Source organism: Staphylococcus nepalensis, from assembly GCF_002442935.1.
In the GTDB taxonomy this organism is placed as follows: Bacteria; Bacillota; Bacilli; order Staphylococcales; family Staphylococcaceae; genus Staphylococcus; species Staphylococcus nepalensis.
Genome location: NZ_CP017466.1, coordinates 2113600 through 2135682, shown reverse-complemented (window position 1 = coordinate 2135682; position 22083 = coordinate 2113600). Strand labels below are relative to the sequence as shown.

Below are 22083 nucleotides of genomic sequence, written 5' to 3'. Positions count from 1 at the left end.
ACAATATGACAAATTTGTGACAAAGTGGATTTATTTAATTTAAAAGGTTGAAAGGTATATATCAGCGTGTTATATTATATACATGAAATTAATCACATAACAAACATACCCCTTTGTTTGAAGTGAAAAATTTCTCCCATCCCCTTTGTTTAGCGCCGTGTAATCAGACACGGCGTTTTTTTTATACCTATTTTTAAAACTGTTACGTTATGTATAAGATATTGAATAACTATTCAGTTATTTTAGCATCACCAAACTGTATTTAATGTTTAAATAAATAAAGTAAAATAGAAGGGGTTAATGTAGTAAAAAGGAGCATTTGCTTATGCTATATTTAGACTTATTTTAACCGTTTAACTTTGCTTAATCATTGAGATCAGATCACAATAAATATTACATACAAAGAAGCACTGTCCATTTTTGGGCAGTGCTTCTTGTATTGGAACTAGGATATCGTGATTGTAAAATTGAAATGGTATTACATTTTTTGTTTTGAATATAAAATGGGATTCAAACTTTAGATTTCCAAAATTTACCATCAGGAGAGTGTAGTTTCTCTATTTTTTGTTGTAATGCTAATTTTTTCAGTTCTTTATTCAATAATTTTTCAGGCCATTCATAAATAGTCAGTAACTCTTCTTTGGTTACTAATTGTTGTTGTTGAATGTAAGATTCTAAACTTGGTGGAAGTTCTTTTTCAATTGGTGTACCAATAAGTTCATTTATGATATACGTATATATATGATAAGGGTATAAGCCTTCAACTTTTAAACCTTCTTCTTGTATATCTTCATTAAAGAAAACAAGGGACGGGGCTTCTTCAATTTCCATTTCTCGAGCAATATGCAAATCAACTTGTAAGCTTTCCTTTAAAGCACTTTTATGTAAGTCTTCTTTAAAGACTTCATAATCAAGACCTGCGTTACTAATGCAATTATTAACCATCTCTTCGGTGATAATATCACGCTTCGGTATAATCTCATTTTGAACAAGGTGTATAAAGCGTTCTGCTCGTATGCGTCCTTGGAGTTCGGCAGCTTTATAAGCTAAAGCAATATTATCTAGATTTGATGTGCTCTGTGCTTGGCATTTCGTCAATACCCTTAAGGAAGGATTCAAAATGTGTCTGATGCTAATATATTGTTTATATTCGAGACGTAATTTTGAAAGTATTGCTGACAATTTAAAGCATTCTTTACTGAATGGATCGAAAAAGGAATAAATTTCTATCTTACTCAAAGGTGAAAGATTTGCATCTTCACGACTATTAGCATTTATTAATTTTAATTCTTCAGCCATGTTTTTTTCACCTACAATTAATTTTCGGAATTAACCATGTGATTCGCTGTTAAACGTAATCGTTCATATAAATAATCCCCGACGCCCGCAGGAAAATGTGCTTGTTGAATTGCTTCGTACATATTTTCAAGCCATGCGTCACGTTCATCAGTTGTTATTACAAATTCTAAATGTCGTTTTTTTAACATTGGATGACCATGTTCTTCTGTGTATAGTTGCGGACCACCTAAAAATTGAGTTAAGAATTGCTTTTGTTTTCTACTTGTTTCTTCAAAATCCCCAGGAAACAAATGATTAATTCTATCATCACGTTCAACCATATAATAAAAATGGTCAATCATTTTAAATAAGGCATCTTGTCCAATAACCTCGTAAGGTGTTTGCGTCATAATATCACCATATTCTGCTAATATAATACTAATATAACATGAATTTTTACATTTGGAAGTAATTCGACTTCTTAATATTGTGCGCAACTAGTTGTTGCTTAATTTATATTTACGATTGAAAAATCTTTGAACTTTATTGTTTGGCATTTCATGTTTTATATTAAATTGATTAAGAATAGATTTGAATTGAATTAACCCTTCATTATAATCATCTACTTCATATTCAAGTTCAAAATCCTCAAAACCAAGATAACGATTTTTATCTAAGACAAGCAAATTGCCATCGATTTCCTTTTCGATGCGTTCAGTGGTTAAATCACCTAAAATGATTAATGAATCAATATCTATACCCATATTTAAGAGTTGATCTAATATATCTTCAGGTAAATCTTGACTTTCAATTTGTTTGTTTAGTTTAGGCTCAATATTGGTTTCAAAGTTGTATTCTAGTAAACCAATTTCTGCAGGTACTTTTAAAGTCATTTCATAGGCATTGTTTTTAACTCTGATTCTCAATGCGGATTGATGTGATTTTAAATCGAAGTTTAATGTATCGATGTAATAATTGGTTTGGCTAAACGCTTTTTCATCTAAAAAATATTTGTCATAAATGTCCTGATAGTTTGCTTTAGATAGTAGTTGCTTAAATTCGATTTCGTTGTTCGTTGACACAATACACACTCCTTAAATATTTATGATAATTCATTTTAAAGGACTTGTAAGTTAATTTAAATTGAATTGCATCGCTAGGTGGAAATGATTATATTATATTAAAGTATATTGATGACATTATAATAGAAATGTAACGTGTTATGTACGGGATAATTATGTTAAAATGATGAAGAATAAGGAGGAACAAGCATGCGTATTTATGTGAATGAAATTAAAGTAACAAAAGATAGTTTAAATTGTTATACAGAACAATCTACGGAAGGTTTACAAGAAGCAGGACAAATGCTTGTTGACAGTGATAATTATAGTTTTGCATATATCTTAGATGATGGCCAATCCTATTCCTATTTAATATTTGTTCAAGAAACATGGTCAATGTTACATGAAAATAAAAACAAGAAAATAATAATTAATGATCATTTAGAATTAAAACAATTCGGAAGAGAACTTAATTACATATTAGATAATATTCAAGGTAATTCAAACTATGGTAAGGCATTTGTTTCTGTTGTGGAAGATACTTTCGAATTAGAGTGAAGCGGAGTGAAGCACAATGAATCAATGGGATCAGTTTTTATCTCCATATAGACAAGCAGTTGATGAATTAAAAGTTAAACTAAAAGGCCTAAGAAAGCAATACGATGTAGAAGATAATGCTTCACCGATTGAATTCGTAACAGGCCGCGTTAAGCCAATGACAAGTATTATTGATAAAGCGAATAAAAGACAAATTTCATTTGACCGTTTGCACGAAGAAATGTATGATATTGCAGGTCTGAGATTAATGTGTCAATTTGTAGATGATATTGATATTGTTGTTAATCTTTTGAGACAACGTCAAGATTTTAAAGTGGTAGAAGAGCGTGACTATATTAGTAACACGAAACAAAGTGGTTACCGTTCATATCATGTCATAATTGAATATCCAATCGAAACACTTAATGGCGAAAAATCAATTTTAGCTGAAATACAAATCAGAACATTAGCAATGAACTTTTGGGCAACGATTGAACACACCTTACGTTATAAATATGATGGAGATTATCCTCCAGAAATTCAGCACCGATTAGAACGAGCGGCAGAAGCGGCATTTTTACTTGATGAAGAAATGTCAGAAATTAAAGAAGAAATACAAGAAGCACAAAAATATTATTCTAAAAAACGCGCTAAAAAACATAATAATGATTAGGGGGTGTAATCATGCGATATACGATTTTGTCTAAAGGTGATTCAAAGTCTAACGCTTTAAAGCATAAGATGATTAATCATATGAAAGACTTTAAAATGATTGAAGACGCCGAAAATCCTGAAATTGTCATTTCCGTTGGTGGGGACGGTACATTATTACAAGCATTCCACCAATATAGCCATATGCTATCTCGGTGTGCTTTCGTTGGTGTACATACAGGTCATTTAGGATTTTACGCTGATTGGTTGCCACATGAAGTTGAAAAATTAATTATTGAAATTAATAATTCGGAATTCCAAGTGATAGAATATCCACTATTAGAAATTATTGTACGATACAATAACAATGGGTATGAAACAAGATACTTAGCATTAAATGAAGCAACGATGAAAACAGAGAATGGTTCAACGTTAGTTGTTGATGTCAATATTAGAGGTAATCAATTCGAACGCTTTAGAGGAGATGGACTTTGTGTTTCAACGCCATCAGGTTCAACTGCTTACAACAAGGCTTTAGGAGGCGCTTTGATACATCCATCTTTAGAAGCAATGCAAATTGCTGAAATAGCGTCTATTAACAATAGAGTTTTCAGAACAGTTGGTTCGCCTTTAGTGTTACCGAAGCATCACACATGTCTTATTACACCTGTAAATCATGATACAATTTTAACAACAATCGATCATGTCAGTATAAAACATAAAAATGTTAATGCAATTCAATTTAGAGTAGCGAATGAAAAAATTAGATTCGCTAGATTTAGACCATTTCCATTTTGGAAAAGAGTGCACGATTCGTTTATTTCCAGTGGGGACGACGAGTAATGCAATTCACTTATATTATTGGAAGCACGTGTATGTTAAAAACTTTTTTACAAGAACGTCAGTATTCCAAGAACACAATTAGCGCCATTAAACATAATGGCGCTTTAATAGTTAATGGGCAACCAGAAACCGTTCGAAAACAACTAGAAATAGGAGATATATTAAATGTACAATTAGGCCAAGAAACAGCAAGTTCTAATTTACACCCATTTAATCAACCTTTAAATATTTTATATGAAGATGATTACTTATTAATTGTATCTAAAGAAGCCAATCAAAATTGTGCGCCATCACGAGACCATAAACATTTTAGTTTAGTTGAACAAGCGCTAGGCTATTTTAAAGACACAAACCAATGGTTGGTCCCACATATTGTGACTAGAATTGACCGAAATACCTCAGGAATTGTGATCTTAGCAAAACATGGTTTTCTACATCATCTGATGTCTAAAACAGTAATAGATAAAACCTATTTATGTATATGTTATGGAAAAATAAGGAGTCAAGGCCTGATAGATGCGCCAATTGGTAGAGATCCTTCTAGCATTATTCAGCGACGCGTAGATATTGCTGGAAAACAAGCAAAAACAAAATATAAATGCTTACAATATGAAAATCATTATAGTTTGTGCGAGATAACGTTACTAACGGGTAGAACACACCAAATACGTGTACATCTCCAACATATAGGGCACCCCATTGTAGGCGATGATTTATATGGTGGAACACATCCGATATATAAACATCAATTATTACGATGCAGTAAAGTGTCCTTTATACACCCAATTTACAACGAAACAATTGAAATTCAAGATAAATATGACGCAATAGAAAATATATTTAAAATGATATAATTTGACTAACCATGGAGGTGGGACTTTTGGCAAATGAAAAAGATCAAATCGTTTTAGAAGATGAACAAGTATATGATCAAGCAATGTTGGATAACTTGCTACATGAAAATCATATAGATGCGTTTAGAGAAGAATTCTTAGCGATGCACACATATGAACAAAGTGAATACTTTGAAGATAGCGACGAAGAGATTAGACAAAAAATATTTGAAGTATTGTCCCCTGAAGAAGTAGCAGATTTCTTCGAACAATTAGAAATTGATGAAGAAGATTATGAAGAGCTCTTTGATACCATGGATGCTACATATGCTAGTAAAGTGTTAGAGGACATGTCATACGATAATGCAGTTGACATTATGAACCAATTGTCTAAACAGAAAATAGTAAGCTTATTAACACTCATGAACCGTGATGAAGCTAAAGAAATTAAAGCTTTACTCCATTATGATGAAGACACTGCCGGCGGTATCATGACGACGGAATATATTTCATTAAAGTCAACTATGCCTGTCAAAGAGGCTTTGATGCATGTTAAAGAACAAGCGCCAGATGCAGAAACTATTTATGTCATATTTGCTGTTAATGAACATAAACAATTAGCTGGCGTTTTGTCTTTAAGAGATTTAATAGTGGCAGAAAATGATGCTTATATTGAAGATATTATGAGCGAACGTGTTATCAGCGCAAACGCAGCTGATGACCAAGAAGACGTAGCTCAAAAAATGCGTGATTATGACTTTATTGCTATGCCAGTTGTCGATTATCAAGATCATTTATTAGGGATTATAACTATTGATGATATTTTAGACGTTATAGATGAAGAAGCTAGTGAAGACTACTCACGTTTAGCAGGGGTTTCAGATGTCGATGCTACCAATGATTCAGTCATTAAAACTGCTAAGAAGCGTCTGCCGTGGCTTATCATTTTAACATTTTTAGGAATGATAACAGCAACGATATTAGGGTCATTTGAAGATACGTTGGCACAAGTTTCATTGTTAGCTGCATTTATTCCGATTATTAGTGGTATGTCTGGTAACTCTGGCACACAATCACTTGCCGTTTCTGTTCGTAATATTTCCACAGGTGAAATAGATGAACAAAGTAATTTTAAAGTGGCATTAAGAGAAGCGGGCAGTGGCTTTTTAAGTGGTTTAGTTTGCGCAATTTTATTATTTATTATTATACTCATCCTTTATGGACAACCTATATTAGCTACAATCGTTGCAAGTAGTTTAACGATTGCCATGACAGTTGGTACATTAGTAGGTTCAATGATACCTTTAGTAATGAATAAATTAAACATTGATCCAGCAGTAGCTAGTGGTCCATTTATAACTACAATTAATGATATTGTGAGTATGCTGATTTACTTTGGATTAGCAACTTCATTCATGTCTTATTTACTTTAGGGGGGTATATGGAATTTTTATCACTTGTCGTCGTTGTATTGGCAGCGTTCTTTACACCGATTTTAATAAATAGATTACGAATTACGTTTTTACCTGTTGTTGTGGCAGAAATATTAATGGGCATCATCATCGGTCATTCATTTTTAGATATTGTTGAACGTGATGCGATGTTAAATATTTTATCAACGCTAGGCTTTATTTTCTTAATGTTTTTAAGTGGTCTAGAAATTGATTTTAAAGCCTTTAAAAAAGAAAAAAACGTAACTAAAGATAAAGAAAAAAGCAAAGAGCCAGGACATTTACAATTAGCGCTCTTTGTATTTATGTTAATCATGATTATCTCAATTGCCCTAGCATATGCTTTCAAATGGTTTGGTTTAATTGACGATATCTTGCTTATGGTTATTATTATTTCAACTATTTCATTAGGCGTTGTTGTACCAACTTTAAAAGAAATGAATATTATGCGTACGACTATAGGTCAATTTATCTTGCTTGTTGCAGTTTTAGCTGACTTAGTTACGATGATATTATTAACTGTATATGGTGCTTTACATGCCTCAGGCGGCACATCACTTTGGTTAATCGGTAGCTTGGTTGTATTTGCGATTATCTTCTATTTCTTAGGTGGTATATTTAAAAAAGCGCAATTCTTGCAGAAGTTAATGGATGGCACGACGCAAATTGGTATTCGTGCAGTATTTGCACTCATCATTATGTTGGTTGCTTTAGCAGAAGGTGTTGGTGCAGAAAATATTTTAGGTGCCTTCTTAGCTGGTGTAATCGTTTCATTATTAGGTCCAGATGAAGACATGGTAGAGAAATTAGATTCATTTGGTTATGGCTTCTTTATTCCAATCTTTTTTATAATGGTTGGTGTAGATTTAAATATACCTACGTTAATAAAAGAACCATCGTTATTAATCATTATTCCATTTTTAATATTAGCATTTTTAATATCTAAATTAATACCAGTGGTGTATATACGTAGATGGTTTGATATGAAAACAACGATTTCTTCAGCATTTCTATTAACTTCTACATTGTCTTTAGTGATTGCTTCGGCGAAGATTGCAGAACAACTAGGTACAATATCTTCAGAAATATCAGGTATTTTAATTTTAAGCGCAGTGATAACATGTGTTTTTGTACCGATTATATTTAAAAAGATGTTCCCAATGCCAGATGAAGCTACGAGACAAATTGAAGTGAGCTTAATTGGTAAAAACCAATTAACCATACCTATCGCTCAAAATTTAACATCGCAACTTTACCAAGTTTCGCTTTATTATCGAAATGATTTAAGTGATAAACGTAAATTATCCGATGCAATTTCAATGATTGAAATTGCCGACTATGAAGAAGGTTTATTAGAACGCTTAGGTTTATTTGAAAGAGATATCGTGGTTTGCTCTACAAACGACGATGATATTAACCGAAAAGTTGCATTAATGGCTAAAAACCACGGTGTGAACCGAGTTATTTGTAGATTAGAAGCAAGTACAGGTGATGAAGCTTTACAAAGCGAAGGTATCGAAGTGTTTAGTGGATTCATGAGTAACAAGATTCTATTGAAAGGTTTAATAGAAACACCTAATATGCTAAACCTTTTAAGTAACGTGGAAACATCATTATATGAAATTGCAATGTTAAACCATCAGTATGATCAGATTCAATTACGTAATTTCCCATTTGATGGCGACATTATTTTTGTAAGAATTATTAGAAATAATGAATCTATCGTACCTCATGGTGATACACAATTGCGTTATAAAGACCGAGTTATTGTGACAGGTTCAAAAGAATATGTTGATGAATTAAAACGTGAACTAGAATTTTATTATTAATATAAAGGGAGTGGGCAACGAAATCGTATTAGTAAGGTATGATTTCAATCCTACTCCTATTTAATTTAAATAGAAGTTAGTAAAATAAATTGTTTAAATAATGAAACCAATGTTAAAATGAAGTTTGTTAGAATTGGCATTGAGCAAAATGATTAGTGTATTGATTATAAATTCTCGAGCCAATTTAAAATGAAAATTAAAAAAGGAGTTATTTTCATGTTAAATTTAGAAAATAAAACATTCGTCATTATGGGTATTGCAAATAAACGTAGTATCGGTTTTGGTGTAGCTAAAGTATTAGACAAATTAGGTGCGAAATTAGTTTTTACATATCGTAAAGATCGTAGTAGAAAAGAAATGGAAAAACTTGTAGAACAATTGGATCAACAAACGCCACGTATGTACCAAATAGATGTGCAAAACGATGACGATGTAATCGATGGTTTTACCAAAATTGGTGAAGAAGTGGGGCATATTGATGGTGTTTACCATTCAATTGCATTTGCTAATATGGAAGATTTGAGAGGACGTTTTTCAGACACATCTCGAGATGGTTTCTTATTAGCCCAAGATATTAGCTCATATTCATTAACAATCGTTGCAAGAGAAGCTAAAAAAATTATGCCCGAAGGCGGCAGTATCGTTGCTACAACTTATTTAGGTGGCGAATTTGCAGTACAGAATTACAATGTAATGGGCGTAGCAAAAGCGAGTCTAGAAGCCAATGTACGCTATTTAGCATTGGATCTTGGTGAAGATAATATTCGTGTGAATGCAATCTCAGCTGGTCCAATCCGTACGCTAAGCGCTAAAGGCGTTGGTGGATTTAATACGATTATGAAAGAAATTGAAGAACGTGCGCCATTAAAACGTAATGTAGACCAAGAAGAAGTTGGTAAAACAGCAGCATATTTATTAAGTGATTTATCAAGCGGTGTTACAGGAGAAAATATTCATGTAGATAGTGGCTATCATATCGTTAAATAATTCGTGAGTAAATCAATATGAAAAAAAATAATATTGCTTTATAATACCAATGTATCTCAACTATTTTCACGTATTAAATGTTTATTAAAATGCAAGATAGAAATTAATGTAGCAATGTTTGAATGCTATCTTGTGTTTGTTATCAAATACTATTTAAAAGCGAACATGTTTGGGATACAAATCCCAACATTCAGCCCCAAAAAGATTTCTAACTTAGAGTATCTTCTTGGGGCTCATTTTATAACAACACTTTGTATTATTTTACGCGCTTCGCGTAGATTTAGCTTGAACCTGTAGTTTTAATGTACTGCCTTTGGTTGAAGGCATGTCGCAACTTCTACTACATTTACATATCATTTTAATCAACACCACTTAATTAAATTAACAAGGAAACTTATGATAGGTAATGGTTATAACAAGACATAAGATTACGCTGCAATGGACTTATGAAAGATAAAACCGCATTAGAAATTTAAAAATACTGATACAGATTTGGCACAATAACGCGTTGGATGAATTTAGAACACAATTTACGTAAAGGAACGAAGATTGAACCAAACCAAAAGAATGATTTAAAATTCAGAGCAATGGGGGGGACAAAGACAAACAAAAACTTGTATTTGCCCTAAAATCATACAATGTAAGAAAAATAGTAGCTCAACGAGATAAAATTTCATAAAAACAAGTAAAACGTCCATTGCTATATTATTTCAATAAAAATGGACGTTTATTCTTTAATCAGGCGGCAGAGATATTGATATCCTAGCTTTTTTATTATAGGCAAGACAAGCAACTTTTTATAATTAATTAGATTTACGTATTGCTTTTGTTAATGTTTACCAATTATTTTATTCTTTTACATCGCTATTTGCTTTAGCGATAATATCTTGTCGATAACGGAACACGTTGCGAACTACAGTCTTAATTACCGCGTATAGTGGTACAGCTATTAAGATAAGGCCGAATCCACCTAGATTCCCAGCAGCTAAAATGACTACAATAATAGTTAATGGATGAATGCTAAGAGATTTACCCATTACATTAGGCGTAATCACGTTACCTTCAAGTTGTTGTGCAACAAGTGTGATGATACATACCCAAATGAATATAGTAGGACTTTGTATAATAGCAATGACCCCTGCAGGAACAAAAGCCATCCAAGGACCTAAGAAAGGAATCATATTAGCTACACAAGCGAACATAACAAGTAAAAGTGTATAATTTAGACCTACAATGGAATAACCAATATATAAAATAATTCCGAGAATAATACTAACTGTAACTTGCCCTTGAATATAAGATTTAACTGTTTCATTTAAATCCTTCAATAATTCTACAGTAAACACTTTTCTATCTCCTTTAAACAATCTTGCGATAAAAGGTATAAAACGTTCATGATCTTTTAACATATAAATCAAGAAGAACGGAACCATTATTAGTAAGAACAAAGTAGAAATAAATGATGTAAGGTATCCTAACGAGTTGGATAGAATGCCAGCGATGCTATCGCTCATAGACTGAACCATTTTATTAATTCTATCTGTTACGTCATTAGGTAATCTTTCCATCTGGTCTAACGCAAAGTTTATAATGTGTTGAGCTTCATGTTGTAAAGCTGGTATTTGATTTACTAAATTTTCAATTTGTTCGGCAATTAACGGAGCTAACACGCCAATAATAATACCTATGATTATAATTAATCCTATAAAGATGATTGTGATACTACCCCAGCGCGGGATTTTATTTTTTTCAAGTATTTTTTGAAAAGGTAAACAAATATAAAATAAGAAGCCACTTAGTAACAATGGTAATAACACCGATTGAAGAATAATAATAAAAGGTGTAAAGATAGTGTGTACTTCCATTACTAATTTGACTAGTAAAAACAGGATTAATAAAGCGATTCCTGTTCTAAACCATACCTTGTTAAGCATAGGACGGTTCCTCCTAAAAACTTTATTTGAATTTACTATTCAGTATATCTTAAAAAAAGATAGAACAAAAGATAAAATTGTGAATCTACGCGTAGAAAATATATTTATAATAAAGGATTCGCATAATATGAATATATAAGAAATTTTAATAAATAGTGTGGTATTCGTTTTAATAAATATAATATTTATTAATAAACTTTCTATAAAATTTCATAACTTAATATATAAATTGTGAAAATAATAACTAAAAAAATGCGTTGCGCGGAACCTAATATATGTGTATAATATGAAAAAATATCATTTTCTATAATGGTTAAACAAGGGGGATAAGTTATGATAGAAGGTTTTTTAACTTGGCTTTATGACATTGTTTGGAGCAAGCCTTTAGTTTACGGTTTACTTATCACGGGGATTTTATTTTCACTATTTATGAAATTTTTCCAAGTAAGACATTTTAAAGAAATGATAAGGTTGATGTTTCAAGGGGAAAAATCACCAACAGGTATTTCAAGTTTTCAAGCAATTGCATTATCTTTAGCCGGTCGTGTAGGTACTGGTAATATCGTAGGTGTATCTACAGCGATATTTATTGGAGGACCTGGCGCAGTATTTTGGATGTGGGCTACGTCTTTTCTAGGCGCGAGTAGTGCGTTTATTGAATCTACACTTGGCCAAATATATAAACGTGATGAAAAGGGTCAGTACCGAGGCGGGCCAGCTTTTTATATTGAATATGGCATTAAGGGGAAAACAGGGAAAATATATGGTTTGATTTTTGCGATTGTCACTGTTATTTCAGTAGGATTATTGTTGCCCGGTGTTCAATCAAACGCAATATCTAGTTCAATGAAAAATGCATTCCAGTTAAATCCTTGGGTGATTGCTATTTTCTTAGCAATCATTATTGGACTAATTATATTTGGCGGTATCAAGTGGATTGCTAATGCTGCAACTGCAGTGGTACCATTTATGGCAATAATATATATATTAATGGCAGTTATTATTATTATCATTAATATTGAAGCAGTGCCTGCACTCTTTGCATTAATATTTAAATCTGCATTTGGGATGGAAGCGGCGTTTGGTGGCATTGTAGGCGCTATGATTGAAATTGGTGTAAAAAGAGGACTCTATTCCAATGAAGCGGGCCAAGGGACTGGACCACACGCAGCAGCAGCAGCTGAAGTTTCACACCCAGCTAAGCAAGGTTTAGTTCAAGCTTTCTCAGTCTATATAGACACATTATTTGTTTGTACAGCTACTGCACTGATCATTTTACTTTCAGGTACTTACAATGTAACTGACGGTGGCAATACACCGAGTGATAAGGCAAGCTTAATTAAGGATAATGGTATTTTTGTGGAAATGTCTAATGGTGATAAAGATTATTCCGGTACAGCAATGTATGCACAGGCAGGTATAGATAAAGCGTTACAAGGAGGCAGTTACCACTTTGACCCTGCATTCTCTGGATTAGGCTCTTATTTTATAGCTATAGCATTGTTTTTCTTTGCTTTTACTACTATTTTGGCATATTACTATATCGCAGAGACGAATATTGCGTATTTAACAAGAAATGCAAATTTTAGAACTTCTTTTATATTTATTAATATAACAAGAATTGTCTTGATTTTAGCTACAGTATACGGTGCTGTCAAAACAGCAGATATCGCGTGGTTAATGGGAGATTTAGGCGTAGGAATGATGGCGTGGCTTAATATTATTGCGATTTGGTTATTACACAAGCCTGCCATTAATGCATTAAAAGATTATGAAATGCAGAAAAAACAATTAGGTTCTGGTAAAAAAGCAATATATAAACCAGATCCTGAGGAAGTACCTAACGCTGTATTTTGGTTAAAAGATTACCCGGAACGTTTAAGAAAAGAAAACATAAATGATTAAAACTAAATATGGAAATTAGATGGATTTTAATCGATTTATTTTAAAATAATGCGTCTCTTGGTACAATGTCATTAAGACTACGAGGGGGCGCATTTTTTTATGGATCATTTTCAACCAGGAAGAATAAATAAGATAGATTTTCCTAGTAAAATATTAGATAGAGATGTAACATTGTCTATTTATTTACCTAAAGATTTTACAGAACTGTTTAAATATAAAGTTATCTTTTGTTTTGATGGTTTAGATTTTTTCAGTTTTGGGAAAATTCACAGAACATACGAGAAATTATGGGAAGCAAATGAAATAGAAAGAGCTATCTTTGTAGGATTTCACTATGAAGATGTTGAAAAACGGAGAGCTGAATTTCATCCACGAGGAATTCGCACGCCTTTGACGGTGAAAGCTATGGCTAACGAAATTTTACCGTATATTGATGCTCAGTTTCCAACTTATAAGGTAGGTAATGGTAGGGTGGTGCTAGGTGATAGCCTAGCTGGAAGTGCAGCGTTAATGACAGCATTATCATATCCAAGAATATTTAGTCAAGTCGGCCTTTTAAGTCCTCAACATGATGATGTAATACAAACATTGATTGAGCGTTGTCAATTTCAGGAACAATTGACAATTTGGCATACAGTTGGGTTAGAAGAAGACGATTTTGCCCTGCCAACTACAGGTAAAAGCGCAGATTTTTTAACGCCTAACCGCCAGCTTAGGACAATTATTGAAAATAGTAGCATTACCTACCATTATACAGAGTTCGAAGGCGGACATAGATGGAAATCGTGGAAAAATTTACTAGATGATTTATTAAAATATTTTTTATCAGATAATATTTCTTTTTGATTATCTGAAGGAAATTTAGTTAAAAGTAACGAATTTTTATGAAATTTGATATAATGTAGTTATGTTAAACAAAGGAGGAATTTAAATGATTTTAGGATTAGCATTAATTCCGTCAAAAGCATTTCAAGATGAAGTGAACGCATATCGTAAACGTTATGATGCGCATTATGCAACAATCATGCCACATATTACGATTAAAGAACATTTCAAAATAAACGAAAGTGATCTTGAAGCTGTCAAAGAGACAATCAAATCAAGAATCGAGGGGATACCACCTGTTGAAGTACACGCGACAAAGGCATCTAACTTTGCGCCAATTACAAACGTAATTTATTTTAAAGTAGCAAAAACTGAAACTTTAGAAAAATTATTTAACCAATTTAACAGTGGTGATTTTTATGGTCGTCCGGAACATCCATTTGTGCCACATTTTACAATTGCACAAGGCTTGACGAGTCAAGAGTTCGAAGACATCTTTGGTCAATTGAACTTAGCGGGTATTGACTATAAAGAAGCAATTGAGCAACTTTCTTTAGTTTATTATGACGAAAGTGCTGAAAAATGGAAAGTATTAGAGAATTTCAATTTTGCATAATATTTTAGATGAACTTATATTTCGATGACCGAAAATATAATATTGAAACTAAAAAGGAGTCACTATCAACTTTTAGAGGATGTCTAAAAGGATAGCGACCCCTTTTTACTTGTGAATGGTTCGTTTAAATTAGCTATGCTGATGTTTGTTTTTATTTTTAACAAAATATATGCCGTAAAATATTGCTAAAAATAAAAATACTAGTGCTGAAAAATAGAAAGTGTTATTAACTGATTTAGAGAATTCTGTGATTAATCCTCCAACAAGTGGACCAATCATTGATCCAAACCCTTGTACACTGTTAAACACCCCCCAAGTCTCTTCTTGTTCATCCATATGAATATGACTCGCCATAAATGTATTCCATGCAGGTAATAAGATGCCGTACATTAGCCCTATAAATAACGCAAGACCCCAAACGATTTTAATGTCTGTGATAATAGATAATATAAATATCATTAAAGTGTATAAGACAAATCCGCTAAATATAATGCCATACATAAAAGATGTCCCGTTTTTATCGATAATTTTAGATAAAAATAGCATAGAGACTGTACAACCGATGCCGCCAATAATGATTGCCATTGTATATTCAACGGTTGAAACCCCGACGACTTTTGTTGCATATGTAGGTAGTATGGGTACTAGGGCTGTGATAGATGCACCTTGTAATAAAATACCTGGGAACAAGATGAGATGACGTTTAGTCACATTTACAATTTGGCCTAGTTGTTGTTTAACAGGTCTTGTATTGTAATTTGTAAGCCGTATTTTAACAAAGTAATATAAAATCCATGCTATGAGTACGAAGAGTGACATCATAAAAGCGAATTGTGTTGGATGTATTTTAAATATCAAGTTCATGCCGACCATACCGACTAATAAACCTAAAAGCCACGAGAAATAAACATAGCCCATTTGCTTACCGCGATTTTTTTCATCTACACTTGCTAGCATAATTACCCAAATTGGACTAACGGCAATACCTAATAAGATAGCACTCGTGATTAATACAATGGGTGATGTTGGGAACCAAATCACTAAAAATAAGCTACCAAAAGCTAATAAGAAACCCAGTGTTAACACAAGCTTGGTGCCTAAGCGTTTAAGTAAAAATCCAATGACAAAATTTGTGGACGCATCAGCAATAAAGTGAATAGAAATAGCGATAGATGTAACACCTACCGCAATAGAAGTTGCTGTCGGAAGTAACGCTAAATAACTAAGCACGTACATACCTCTAGCAAACTCCATTAAAAATAAAATGATCAACATAATTATAAAGTTTTTATTTGAGTTATAGTTAATATCATTTAACGAAGAGCTTTGCATATAAAGGAACCTTTCCATATACTTCTTCATATCGAGTAGAATGATCTAGAAGTTCTAATAAGTCTTTGCATAATTTATATGTTGAATAGGGGATGCGTGATTCACTCATTGCTTTAGTCATCTCTTTTAATGAAGTTGAATTATTAGTTAACGATGCGACCTGTTGAATCGCTTCCTTTGGTGTATAAGCGATTTTACCGTAACCTTTTTCTTCAAAGTAAATAGCATTTTCTAATTCCTGTCCTGGTGCAGGATCTAAGAAAATCATTGGTATTTGGCGTGTTAGTGCCTCTGAGATAGTAATGCCTCCAGGTTTTGTAATCATTAATTGACTGGACGCCATCCATTCATTCATTTGTTTTGTGTAACCTAAAATAAGTACGTTATCATAATCTTTAAATTGGTTAGCCAATGTGCGTTTTAACTCTTTATTTTTACCACAAATCATAACCACTTGTGAATGTGGACTTTTAGTTAAAATATCATTAATCATCTGTCCAAATCCTTTAGATACACCAAATGCACCTGCTGACATAAGGATAGTAGGTTTTTCTGGATTTAAATTATTTTGACGTAACCACGAAGTTGTATCTATATCTTTTTCAAATTTGTCAGAAATAGGGATACCTGTGACTTTTAATTGATTTCTAGGAATTCCTATTGCAGCGAACTCGTCTTTTAATTCCTCGGTAGCCAAATAATATTTTTGGGAATGAGGTGTAACCCAGTTCTTTTGCAATCTATAATCTGTCATAACTGTAGCTATTGGAATATTCATATCAAATTGTTCAGTTAATACAGACATAACTGGTGTTGGAAAAGTAAGCAAAATTAAATCCGGCTTTTCTTTTAGTAATAAATTAATTAATTTATTTAAGCCATAATATTTATAGAAGCATTTGTCAATTTGATCTGGTTTGCTATAGTAAAAAGATTTATACATATTTCTAAAATACTTAAAGCTATTGATATACCACTTTTTACATATAGAAGTCAGAATAGGGTGAGCTTCTAAAAACAAATCATGTTCTATAACTGTTAAATTGTCTAGATTCATTTCATTGAATTGGTTTACTACGCTTTGAGTAACCTGTAAATGCCCATTACCAAAAGAACCAGTAATAATCAATATTTTTTTGTTACGAGTAACCATTTTGAGTCACCCTCCAATAGTATAAATTTAGCTCATGCTAAGTTTAACGCATTTTATTGTCTTGCGAAAGAAAAAACACAATGAATAGCGATTATATCATTTTACAAATGTATGGAAAATGATTCATACTAATTTAAAAAATTATACTTTGTAAATTTAGGTTGTCCTATATATACACAATACCACGCTTTATTTCAAAATAAGCTGAATTTAAGAAATTAAATAAATATACATGAAAAAGAAACATGAAAGAAATAATAGTCAAATAATCATTAATTGGCAATATTAGTTTCTATAAAATCGAATGAAAAAGTGTATAATAGAAGTATTGGAAATAAAGGAGCGATTAATGTTGAATGCAAATGAGTTGTTTAAAAAAATAAGGGTCAAACAAGTAATTGGAACATTAGATAGAAACATTACTGATATAACAACGGACTCGCGTACTGCTGGACAAGGAAGTATCTTTGTTGCTTCTAAAGGTTATACAGTTGATAGTCATAAATTTTGTCAAGATGTCGTAAATCAAGGCTGTGAACTCATTGTAGTAACCCATGAGCAATTATTGGCAGGAGAAGTAACTCAAATCGTTGTACCCGATACATTGCGCGTTGCAAGTTTACTTGCAAATGTATTGTTTAACTACCCAAGTAAACAACTTACTACATATGGTGTTACCGGAACAAATGGCAAAACTTCTATAGCAACAATGATACATCACATTTATAGAAAACTTAATAAAGGTAGTGCTTATTTAGGTACAAATGGCTTCCAAGTTAATGAAGAGAAGTCTAAAGGTGCAAATACTACACCAGAAACAGTTTCTTTAACCAAAAAAATACATGAAGCAGTAGAAAAAGATGCAGCAGCGATGACACTAGAAGTATCGAGTCATGGCTTGTCATTGGGACGTTTAAGCGGCGTTGATTTTGATGTAGCTATCTTTTCAAATTTGACACAAGATCATTTGGATTTTCACGGCACAATGGAAGCATATGGGCATGCTAAGTCATTATTATTCAGTCAACTAGGAGAAGATTTATCACGAGAAAAATACGTTGTGTTAAATCAAGATGATACTTTTTCAGAGTACTTGGCTTCAGTAACGCCGTTTGAAGTGTTTACTTATGGAATTGAGAATGAAGCGCAATTTATGGCTGAAAATATCAATGAATCTTTACAAGGGGTGACCTTTGATTTCAACACACCAGAAGGCACTTTCACTGTGAAATCGCCGTACGTTGGGTTATTTAACGTATCTAATATTATGGCAGCAATGATTGCAGTTTGGAGTAAGGGCCCGTCACTCAAAGAAGTTATTCAAGCAGTTGAGCATTTGGAACCAGTTGAAGGAAGACTTGAAGTATTAGACTCATCCTTACCCATTGATTTAATTATTGATTATGCTCATACCGCAGACGGTATGGATAAGCTGATCGATGCAGTGAAACCATTTGCGAAACAACGGTTGATTTTCTTATGTGGTATGGCTGGAGAACGTGATATGGGAAAAACACCTGAAATGGGGCGAGTTGCATGTAGAGCAGATTATGTTATATTCACGCCGGATAATCCGGCCAATGATGACCCAAAAAAATTAACTAGAGGATTAGCTAAAGGGGCTACACACAACAATTATGTAGAGTTTGAGGATCGTGCTGAAGGTATTCGTCACGCTATTGAGATTGCTAACCCTGGAGATACAGTCGTATTAGCTTCAAAAGGACGCGAACCTTATCAAATTATGCCAGGCCATGTAAAAGTACCACATAGAGATGATTTGATTGGTTTAGAAGCTGCTTATAAAAAATTTGGTGGTGGTCCTGTTGAAGATTAAATATATAGAACATGATGGCGTCAATATACGTAGTTATATTTATGAGAATAAAAGCGATGGGTTATACCTGATCGTTATACCAGACTTAAATTGGTCAATAGAAATTGAATCTTCATTAGATGAAGATGATATCAAGGAGGAACTTGTGATACACTTGTTTACGTTACTTGATGAATCAACAGCAGAACAGATTGCTGATGTTATTGGTCAATGGATATTTGAGAATTAAAGGAGAGAACAAATGAGTATAAAGGAAGAAGTAGAATCTAGAAAAACTTTTGCGATTATATCTCACCCTGATGCTGGTAAAACCACTTTAACAGAAAAATTACTATTATTTGGTGGTGCAATTAGAGAAGCAGGGACAGTAAAAGGTAAAAAAAGTGGGAAATTCGCGACAAGTGACTGGATGAAAGTCGAGCAAGAACGTGGTATCTCAGTTACAAGTTCAGTTATGCAATTTGACTATGATCATTATAAAATCAATATTTTAGATACCCCTGGTCACGAAGATTTTTCTGAAGACACATACAGAACCTTAATGGCTGTTGATAGCGCAGTAATGGTTATCGACTGTGCCAAAGGTATTGAACCACAAACTTTAAAATTGTTTAAAGTTTGTAAAATGAGAGGCATACCTATTTTTACCTTTATCAATAAATTAGATAGAGTAGGTAAAGAACCATTTGAATTATTAGATGAAATTGAATCTACATTAGAAATAGAAACTTACCCAATGAATTGGCCAGTAGGTATGGGACAAAATTTCTTCGGCGTTATTGACCGCGGTACACACACAATTGAGCCATTCAGAGATGAACAAAATGTGCTTCATTTAAACGAAGATTATGAACTAGAAGAAGATCACCACATTAAAGATGATAGTGCGTTTACACAAGCAATCGAAGAATTAATGCTTGTAGAAGAAGCGGGAGAAACTTTTGATAACGAAGCATTAAGCACAGGTGATTTAACACCCGTATTCTTTGGTTCAGCATTAGCCAACTTTGGTGTGCAAAATTTCTTGAATGCTTATGTTGATCATGCACCGATGCCAAGCGCACGACAAACTAAAGAAGACATTGAAGTCAGTCCATATGACCAAGATTTTTCAGGCTTTATATTTAAAATACAAGCGAATATGGATCCAAAGCATAGAGATAGAATTGCGTTTATGCGCGTAGTCAGTGGCGCATTTGAACGTGGTATGGACGTCACGTTACAACGTACGAAAAAGAAACAAAAAATAACGCGTTCAACTTCGTTTATGGCTGATGATAAAGCGACAGTCAATCATGCAGTAGCTGGAGATATTATAGGATTGTATGATACAGGTAATTATCAAATTGGTGATACCTTGGTAGGAGGAAATCAAAAATTTAGTTTCCAAGAACTACCACAATTCACACCAGAATTATTTATGAAAGTTTCTGCTAAAAACGTGATGAAACAAAAACATTTCCATAAAGGTATAGAACAATTAGTTCAAGAAGGCGCAATTCAGTATTATAAAGCATTGCATACCAACCAAATTCTCATTGGTGCAGTAGGACAACTACAATTCGAAGTGTTTGAGCATCGTCTTAAAAATGAATATAATGTAGATGTCGTAATGGAACCTGTAGGTCCAAAAATTGCAAGATGGGTTGAAAACGAAGCAGATATTAAAGATAACATGAGTTCATCGCGTTCTATTTTAGTCAAAGACGTATATGATAATTATGTATTTTTATTTGAAAATGAATTTGCTACGAGATGGTTTGAAGAGAAATTTCCAGAAATTAAATTATACAGTTTGTTATAAAGTGATTAATTGTGTATAATACTATATTATTAATAGAATACCTATGACTTTGTAGTCAGAGGGGAGTAATTCAACTTTTTTAAAGAGATATATGAAGTAGCGACATCGTTTGAACATATCTGTTTTATATATCTTTTTAACATAGTCATTTTATCGTCATTACGAAACATGCAATGTTTCCGGTAAAATGGGCAGAATGATACTGTCGAGTGAGACCTTTGCTATAAATGTTACAAACACCAAAAATTTACAAACATACTAACGTTTTATTATATTTTAGTATGTTTGTATCATTGACGATGTGGGTAGCATTTACTTAGCTTAGGTCTCTATTTTTATGTTGAAAAACTAAAGGAGTTGGCCTATATGGATCCGAGTTTAATATTACCTTATTTATGGGTGCTTGTCGTACTAGTATTTTTAGAAGGTTTATTAGCAGCAGATAATGCTGTTGTAATGGCAGTTATGGTTAAACATTTGCCACCAGAGCAACGTAAAAAAGCCTTATTTTATGGTTTGTTAGGTGCGTTTATTTTCCGTTTCATTTCTTTATTCTTAATAAGTATTATCGCGCATTTTTGGTGGATACAAGCGCTAGGCGCACTTTATCTATTGTACATGTCCATTAAAAATCTCATATCCTTCTTTAAAGAGAAAGAGCATCATGTAGATGATGGTACAGACGATCACCACTTTGATGAATCTGGAGAAGAAATACATGCAAGTCCAAAAGCATTTTGGGGTACTGTGTTAAAAGTAGAATTTGCGGATATCGCGTTTGCAATCGATTCTATGTTAGCAGCACTTGCTATCGCAGTTACTTTACCTACCGTAGGTATACATTTTGGAGGCATGGACTTAGGCCAGTTTGCTGTGATGTTCTTAGGCGGTATGTTAGGTGTAATCATTATGCGTTTCGCAGCAACTTGGTTTGTCAACTTACTTAATAAATATCCTGGCTTAGAAGGTGCAGCATTTGCTATCGTTGGATGGGTAGGTATTAAATTGGTTATTATGGTACTCGCACATCCTGATATTAAAATATTGCCAGAGCATTTCCCACATAGTATTGCATGGCAATCTATCTTCTGGACAGTTATGATTGTACTTGTCATCATTGGTTGGTTGACTTCTGTCAAAAATAATAAAAAAGAAAATAAATAATATATTTAGCTTGTAAACAACGCAATAATAGGGTGTCATATCA

At 32.9% G+C, this 22083-nt stretch carries 20 protein-coding genes; 14 read left to right on the top strand and 6 right to left on the bottom strand.

What is annotated here, in order from left to right:
• Nucleotides 1–510: 510 nt before the first annotated feature.
• The 3 genes from yjbH to BJG89_RS10115 all read right to left on the bottom strand — a co-directional run bounded on the left by yjbH (nucleotide 511) and on the right by BJG89_RS10115 (nucleotide 2360).
• Nucleotides 511–1299: a protease adaptor protein YjbH gene (yjbH, locus tag BJG89_RS10125; protein ID WP_096810475.1), complete on the bottom strand. Its 789-nt coding sequence runs from the start codon at nucleotides 1297–1299 to the stop codon at nucleotides 511–513.
• 17 nt (nucleotides 1300–1316) lie between these two features.
• On the bottom strand, nucleotides 1317–1688 hold the full coding sequence (locus BJG89_RS10120) for a truncated hemoglobin YjbI (RefSeq protein WP_096810474.1): 372 nt from the start codon (nucleotides 1686–1688) through the stop codon (nucleotides 1317–1319).
• Nucleotides 1689–1775: 87 nt separating this feature from the next.
• A complete protein-coding gene (locus BJG89_RS10115; protein ID WP_096810473.1) occupies nucleotides 1776–2360 on the bottom strand; it encodes a CYTH domain-containing protein in 585 nt (194 codons plus the stop codon).
• Nucleotides 2361–2549: 189 nt separating this feature from the next.
• Here BJG89_RS10115 and BJG89_RS10110 point away from each other — a divergent pair, with 189 nt between their 5' ends.
• From BJG89_RS10110 to fabI, 7 genes are all read left to right on the top strand, one after another.
• Nucleotides 2550–2897 carry a UPF0738 family protein gene (locus BJG89_RS10110; RefSeq protein ID WP_096810472.1) on the top strand — a complete coding sequence of 116 codons (348 nt, stop codon included), beginning with the start codon at nucleotides 2550–2552 and terminating at the stop codon, nucleotides 2895–2897.
• Nucleotides 2898–2913: 16 nt separating this feature from the next.
• Nucleotides 2914–3549, top strand: a complete 636-nt coding sequence (gene yjbM, locus BJG89_RS10105; RefSeq protein ID WP_096810471.1) for a GTP diphosphokinase — start codon at nucleotides 2914–2916, stop codon at nucleotides 3547–3549.
• Between the two features lie 11 nt (nucleotides 3550–3560).
• Nucleotides 3561–4370, top strand: a complete 810-nt coding sequence (locus BJG89_RS10100; RefSeq protein ID WP_096810470.1) for an NAD kinase — start codon at nucleotides 3561–3563, stop codon at nucleotides 4368–4370.
• Entirely contained in the window at nucleotides 4370–5224 is an 855-nt protein-coding gene (locus BJG89_RS10095; RefSeq protein WP_096810469.1) for an RluA family pseudouridine synthase, read from the top strand. Before BJG89_RS10100 ends, BJG89_RS10095 begins: the two co-directional genes overlap by 1 nt.
• Before the next feature lie 83 nt (nucleotides 5225–5307).
• Nucleotides 5308–6636, top strand: a complete 1329-nt coding sequence (gene mgtE / locus BJG89_RS10090; protein ID WP_369967584.1) for a magnesium transporter — start codon at nucleotides 5308–5310, stop codon at nucleotides 6634–6636.
• A gap of 8 nt (nucleotides 6637–6644) precedes the next feature.
• On the top strand, nucleotides 6645–8483 hold the full coding sequence (locus BJG89_RS10085) for a monovalent cation:proton antiporter family protein (RefSeq protein ID WP_096810467.1): 1839 nt from the start codon (nucleotides 6645–6647) through the stop codon (nucleotides 8481–8483).
• A gap of 216 nt (nucleotides 8484–8699) precedes the next feature.
• Nucleotides 8700–9470 carry an enoyl-ACP reductase FabI gene (gene fabI, locus BJG89_RS10080; RefSeq protein WP_096810466.1) on the top strand — a complete coding sequence of 257 codons (771 nt, stop codon included), beginning with the start codon at nucleotides 8700–8702 and terminating at the stop codon, nucleotides 9468–9470.
• 848 nt (nucleotides 9471–10318) lie between these two features.
• On the opposite strand, the gene cozEa is transcribed toward fabI, so the two are convergent.
• Entirely contained in the window at nucleotides 10319–11404 is a 1086-nt protein-coding gene (gene cozEa, locus BJG89_RS10075; protein WP_096810465.1) for a lipoteichoic acid biosynthesis protein CozEa, read from the bottom strand.
• Nucleotides 11405–11737: 333 nt separating this feature from the next.
• Here cozEa and BJG89_RS10070 point away from each other — a divergent pair, with 333 nt between their 5' ends.
• The 3 genes from BJG89_RS10070 to BJG89_RS10060 all read left to right on the top strand — a co-directional run bounded on the left by BJG89_RS10070 (nucleotide 11738) and on the right by BJG89_RS10060 (nucleotide 14750).
• The gene (locus BJG89_RS10070) at nucleotides 11738–13309 is read left to right on the top strand and encodes an alanine/glycine:cation symporter family protein (RefSeq protein WP_096810464.1); all 1572 of its coding nucleotides are present in this window, start codon (nucleotides 11738–11740) and stop codon (nucleotides 13307–13309) included.
• A 99-nt stretch (nucleotides 13310–13408) separates the two neighbouring features.
• The gene (locus BJG89_RS10065; RefSeq protein ID WP_096810463.1) at nucleotides 13409–14155 is read left to right on the top strand and encodes an esterase family protein; all 747 of its coding nucleotides are present in this window, start codon (nucleotides 13409–13411) and stop codon (nucleotides 14153–14155) included.
• 85 nt (nucleotides 14156–14240) lie between these two features.
• Complete coding sequence (locus BJG89_RS10060) at nucleotides 14241–14750, top strand: YjcG family protein (protein ID WP_096810462.1); 510 nt, start codon at nucleotides 14241–14243, stop codon at nucleotides 14748–14750.
• A gap of 129 nt (nucleotides 14751–14879) precedes the next feature.
• On the opposite strand, the gene ltaA is transcribed toward BJG89_RS10060, so the two are convergent.
• Both ltaA and BJG89_RS10050 read right to left on the bottom strand, forming a co-directional pair.
• A complete protein-coding gene (gene ltaA, locus BJG89_RS10055) occupies nucleotides 14880–16082 on the bottom strand; it encodes a lipoteichoic acid biosynthesis MFS flippase LtaA (RefSeq protein ID WP_198401680.1) in 1203 nt (400 codons plus the stop codon).
• Complete coding sequence (locus tag BJG89_RS10050; RefSeq protein WP_096810460.1) at nucleotides 16060–17235, bottom strand: diglucosyl diacylglycerol synthase; 1176 nt, start codon at nucleotides 17233–17235, stop codon at nucleotides 16060–16062. Before BJG89_RS10050 ends, ltaA begins: the two co-directional genes overlap by 23 nt.
• A 352-nt stretch (nucleotides 17236–17587) precedes the next feature.
• Between BJG89_RS10050 and BJG89_RS10045 the strand changes: the two genes are divergently transcribed.
• The 4 genes from BJG89_RS10045 (at nucleotide 17588) to BJG89_RS10030 (ending at nucleotide 22040) form a co-directional block, all read left to right on the top strand.
• Nucleotides 17588–19072, top strand: coding sequence for a UDP-N-acetylmuramoyl-L-alanyl-D-glutamate--L-lysine ligase (locus tag BJG89_RS10045; protein WP_096811228.1), 1485 nt, complete (start codon nucleotides 17588–17590; stop codon nucleotides 19070–19072).
• Nucleotides 19062–19301, top strand: a complete 240-nt coding sequence (locus BJG89_RS10040) for a YueH family protein (RefSeq protein ID WP_096810459.1) — start codon at nucleotides 19062–19064, stop codon at nucleotides 19299–19301. Before BJG89_RS10045 ends, BJG89_RS10040 begins: the two co-directional genes overlap by 11 nt.
• Before the next feature lie 12 nt (nucleotides 19302–19313).
• Complete coding sequence (locus BJG89_RS10035) at nucleotides 19314–20876, top strand: peptide chain release factor 3 (protein ID WP_096810458.1); 1563 nt, start codon at nucleotides 19314–19316, stop codon at nucleotides 20874–20876.
• A gap of 366 nt (nucleotides 20877–21242) precedes the next feature.
• Nucleotides 21243–22040, top strand: coding sequence for a TerC family protein (locus BJG89_RS10030; RefSeq protein ID WP_096810457.1), 798 nt, complete (start codon nucleotides 21243–21245; stop codon nucleotides 22038–22040).
• Nucleotides 22041–22083 lie beyond the last annotated feature (43 nt).

Excerpts from the sequence above, each read along its gene's own strand:
- BJG89_RS10120 (WP_096810474.1), bottom strand. The coding sequence starts at position 1,688 with ATGACGCAAACACCTTACGAGGTTATTGGACAAGATGCCTTATTTAAA.
- BJG89_RS10095 (WP_096810469.1), top strand. The coding sequence starts at position 4,370 with ATGCAATTCACTTATATTATTGGAAGCACGTGTATGTTAAAAACTTTT.
- BJG89_RS10030 (WP_096810457.1), top strand. The coding sequence starts at position 21,243 with ATGGATCCGAGTTTAATATTACCTTATTTATGGGTGCTTGTCGTACTA.
- yjbM (WP_096810471.1), top strand. The coding sequence starts at position 2,914 with ATGAATCAATGGGATCAGTTTTTATCTCCATATAGACAAGCAGTTGAT.
- BJG89_RS10060 (WP_096810462.1), top strand. The coding sequence starts at position 14,241 with ATGATTTTAGGATTAGCATTAATTCCGTCAAAAGCATTTCAAGATGAA.
- BJG89_RS10050 (WP_096810460.1), bottom strand. The coding sequence starts at position 17,235 with ATGGTTACTCGTAACAAAAAAATATTGATTATTACTGGTTCTTTTGGT.
- yjbH (WP_096810475.1), bottom strand. The coding sequence starts at position 1,299 with ATGGCTGAAGAATTAAAATTAATAAATGCTAATAGTCGTGAAGATGCA.
- BJG89_RS10110 (WP_096810472.1), top strand. The coding sequence starts at position 2,550 with ATGCGTATTTATGTGAATGAAATTAAAGTAACAAAAGATAGTTTAAAT.
- cozEa (WP_096810465.1), bottom strand. The coding sequence starts at position 11,404 with ATGCTTAACAAGGTATGGTTTAGAACAGGAATCGCTTTATTAATCCTG.
- BJG89_RS10070 (WP_096810464.1), top strand. The coding sequence starts at position 11,738 with ATGATAGAAGGTTTTTTAACTTGGCTTTATGACATTGTTTGGAGCAAG.
- BJG89_RS10065 (WP_096810463.1), top strand. The coding sequence starts at position 13,409 with ATGGATCATTTTCAACCAGGAAGAATAAATAAGATAGATTTTCCTAGT.
- mgtE (WP_369967584.1), top strand. The coding sequence starts at position 5,308 with ATGTTGGATAACTTGCTACATGAAAATCATATAGATGCGTTTAGAGAA.
- BJG89_RS10085 (WP_096810467.1), top strand. The coding sequence starts at position 6,645 with ATGGAATTTTTATCACTTGTCGTCGTTGTATTGGCAGCGTTCTTTACA.
- fabI (WP_096810466.1), top strand. The coding sequence starts at position 8,700 with ATGTTAAATTTAGAAAATAAAACATTCGTCATTATGGGTATTGCAAAT.
- BJG89_RS10100 (WP_096810470.1), top strand. The coding sequence starts at position 3,561 with ATGCGATATACGATTTTGTCTAAAGGTGATTCAAAGTCTAACGCTTTA.
- ltaA (WP_198401680.1), bottom strand. The coding sequence starts at position 16,082 with ATGCAAAGCTCTTCGTTAAATGATATTAACTATAACTCAAATAAAAAC.
- BJG89_RS10035 (WP_096810458.1), top strand. The coding sequence starts at position 19,314 with ATGAGTATAAAGGAAGAAGTAGAATCTAGAAAAACTTTTGCGATTATA.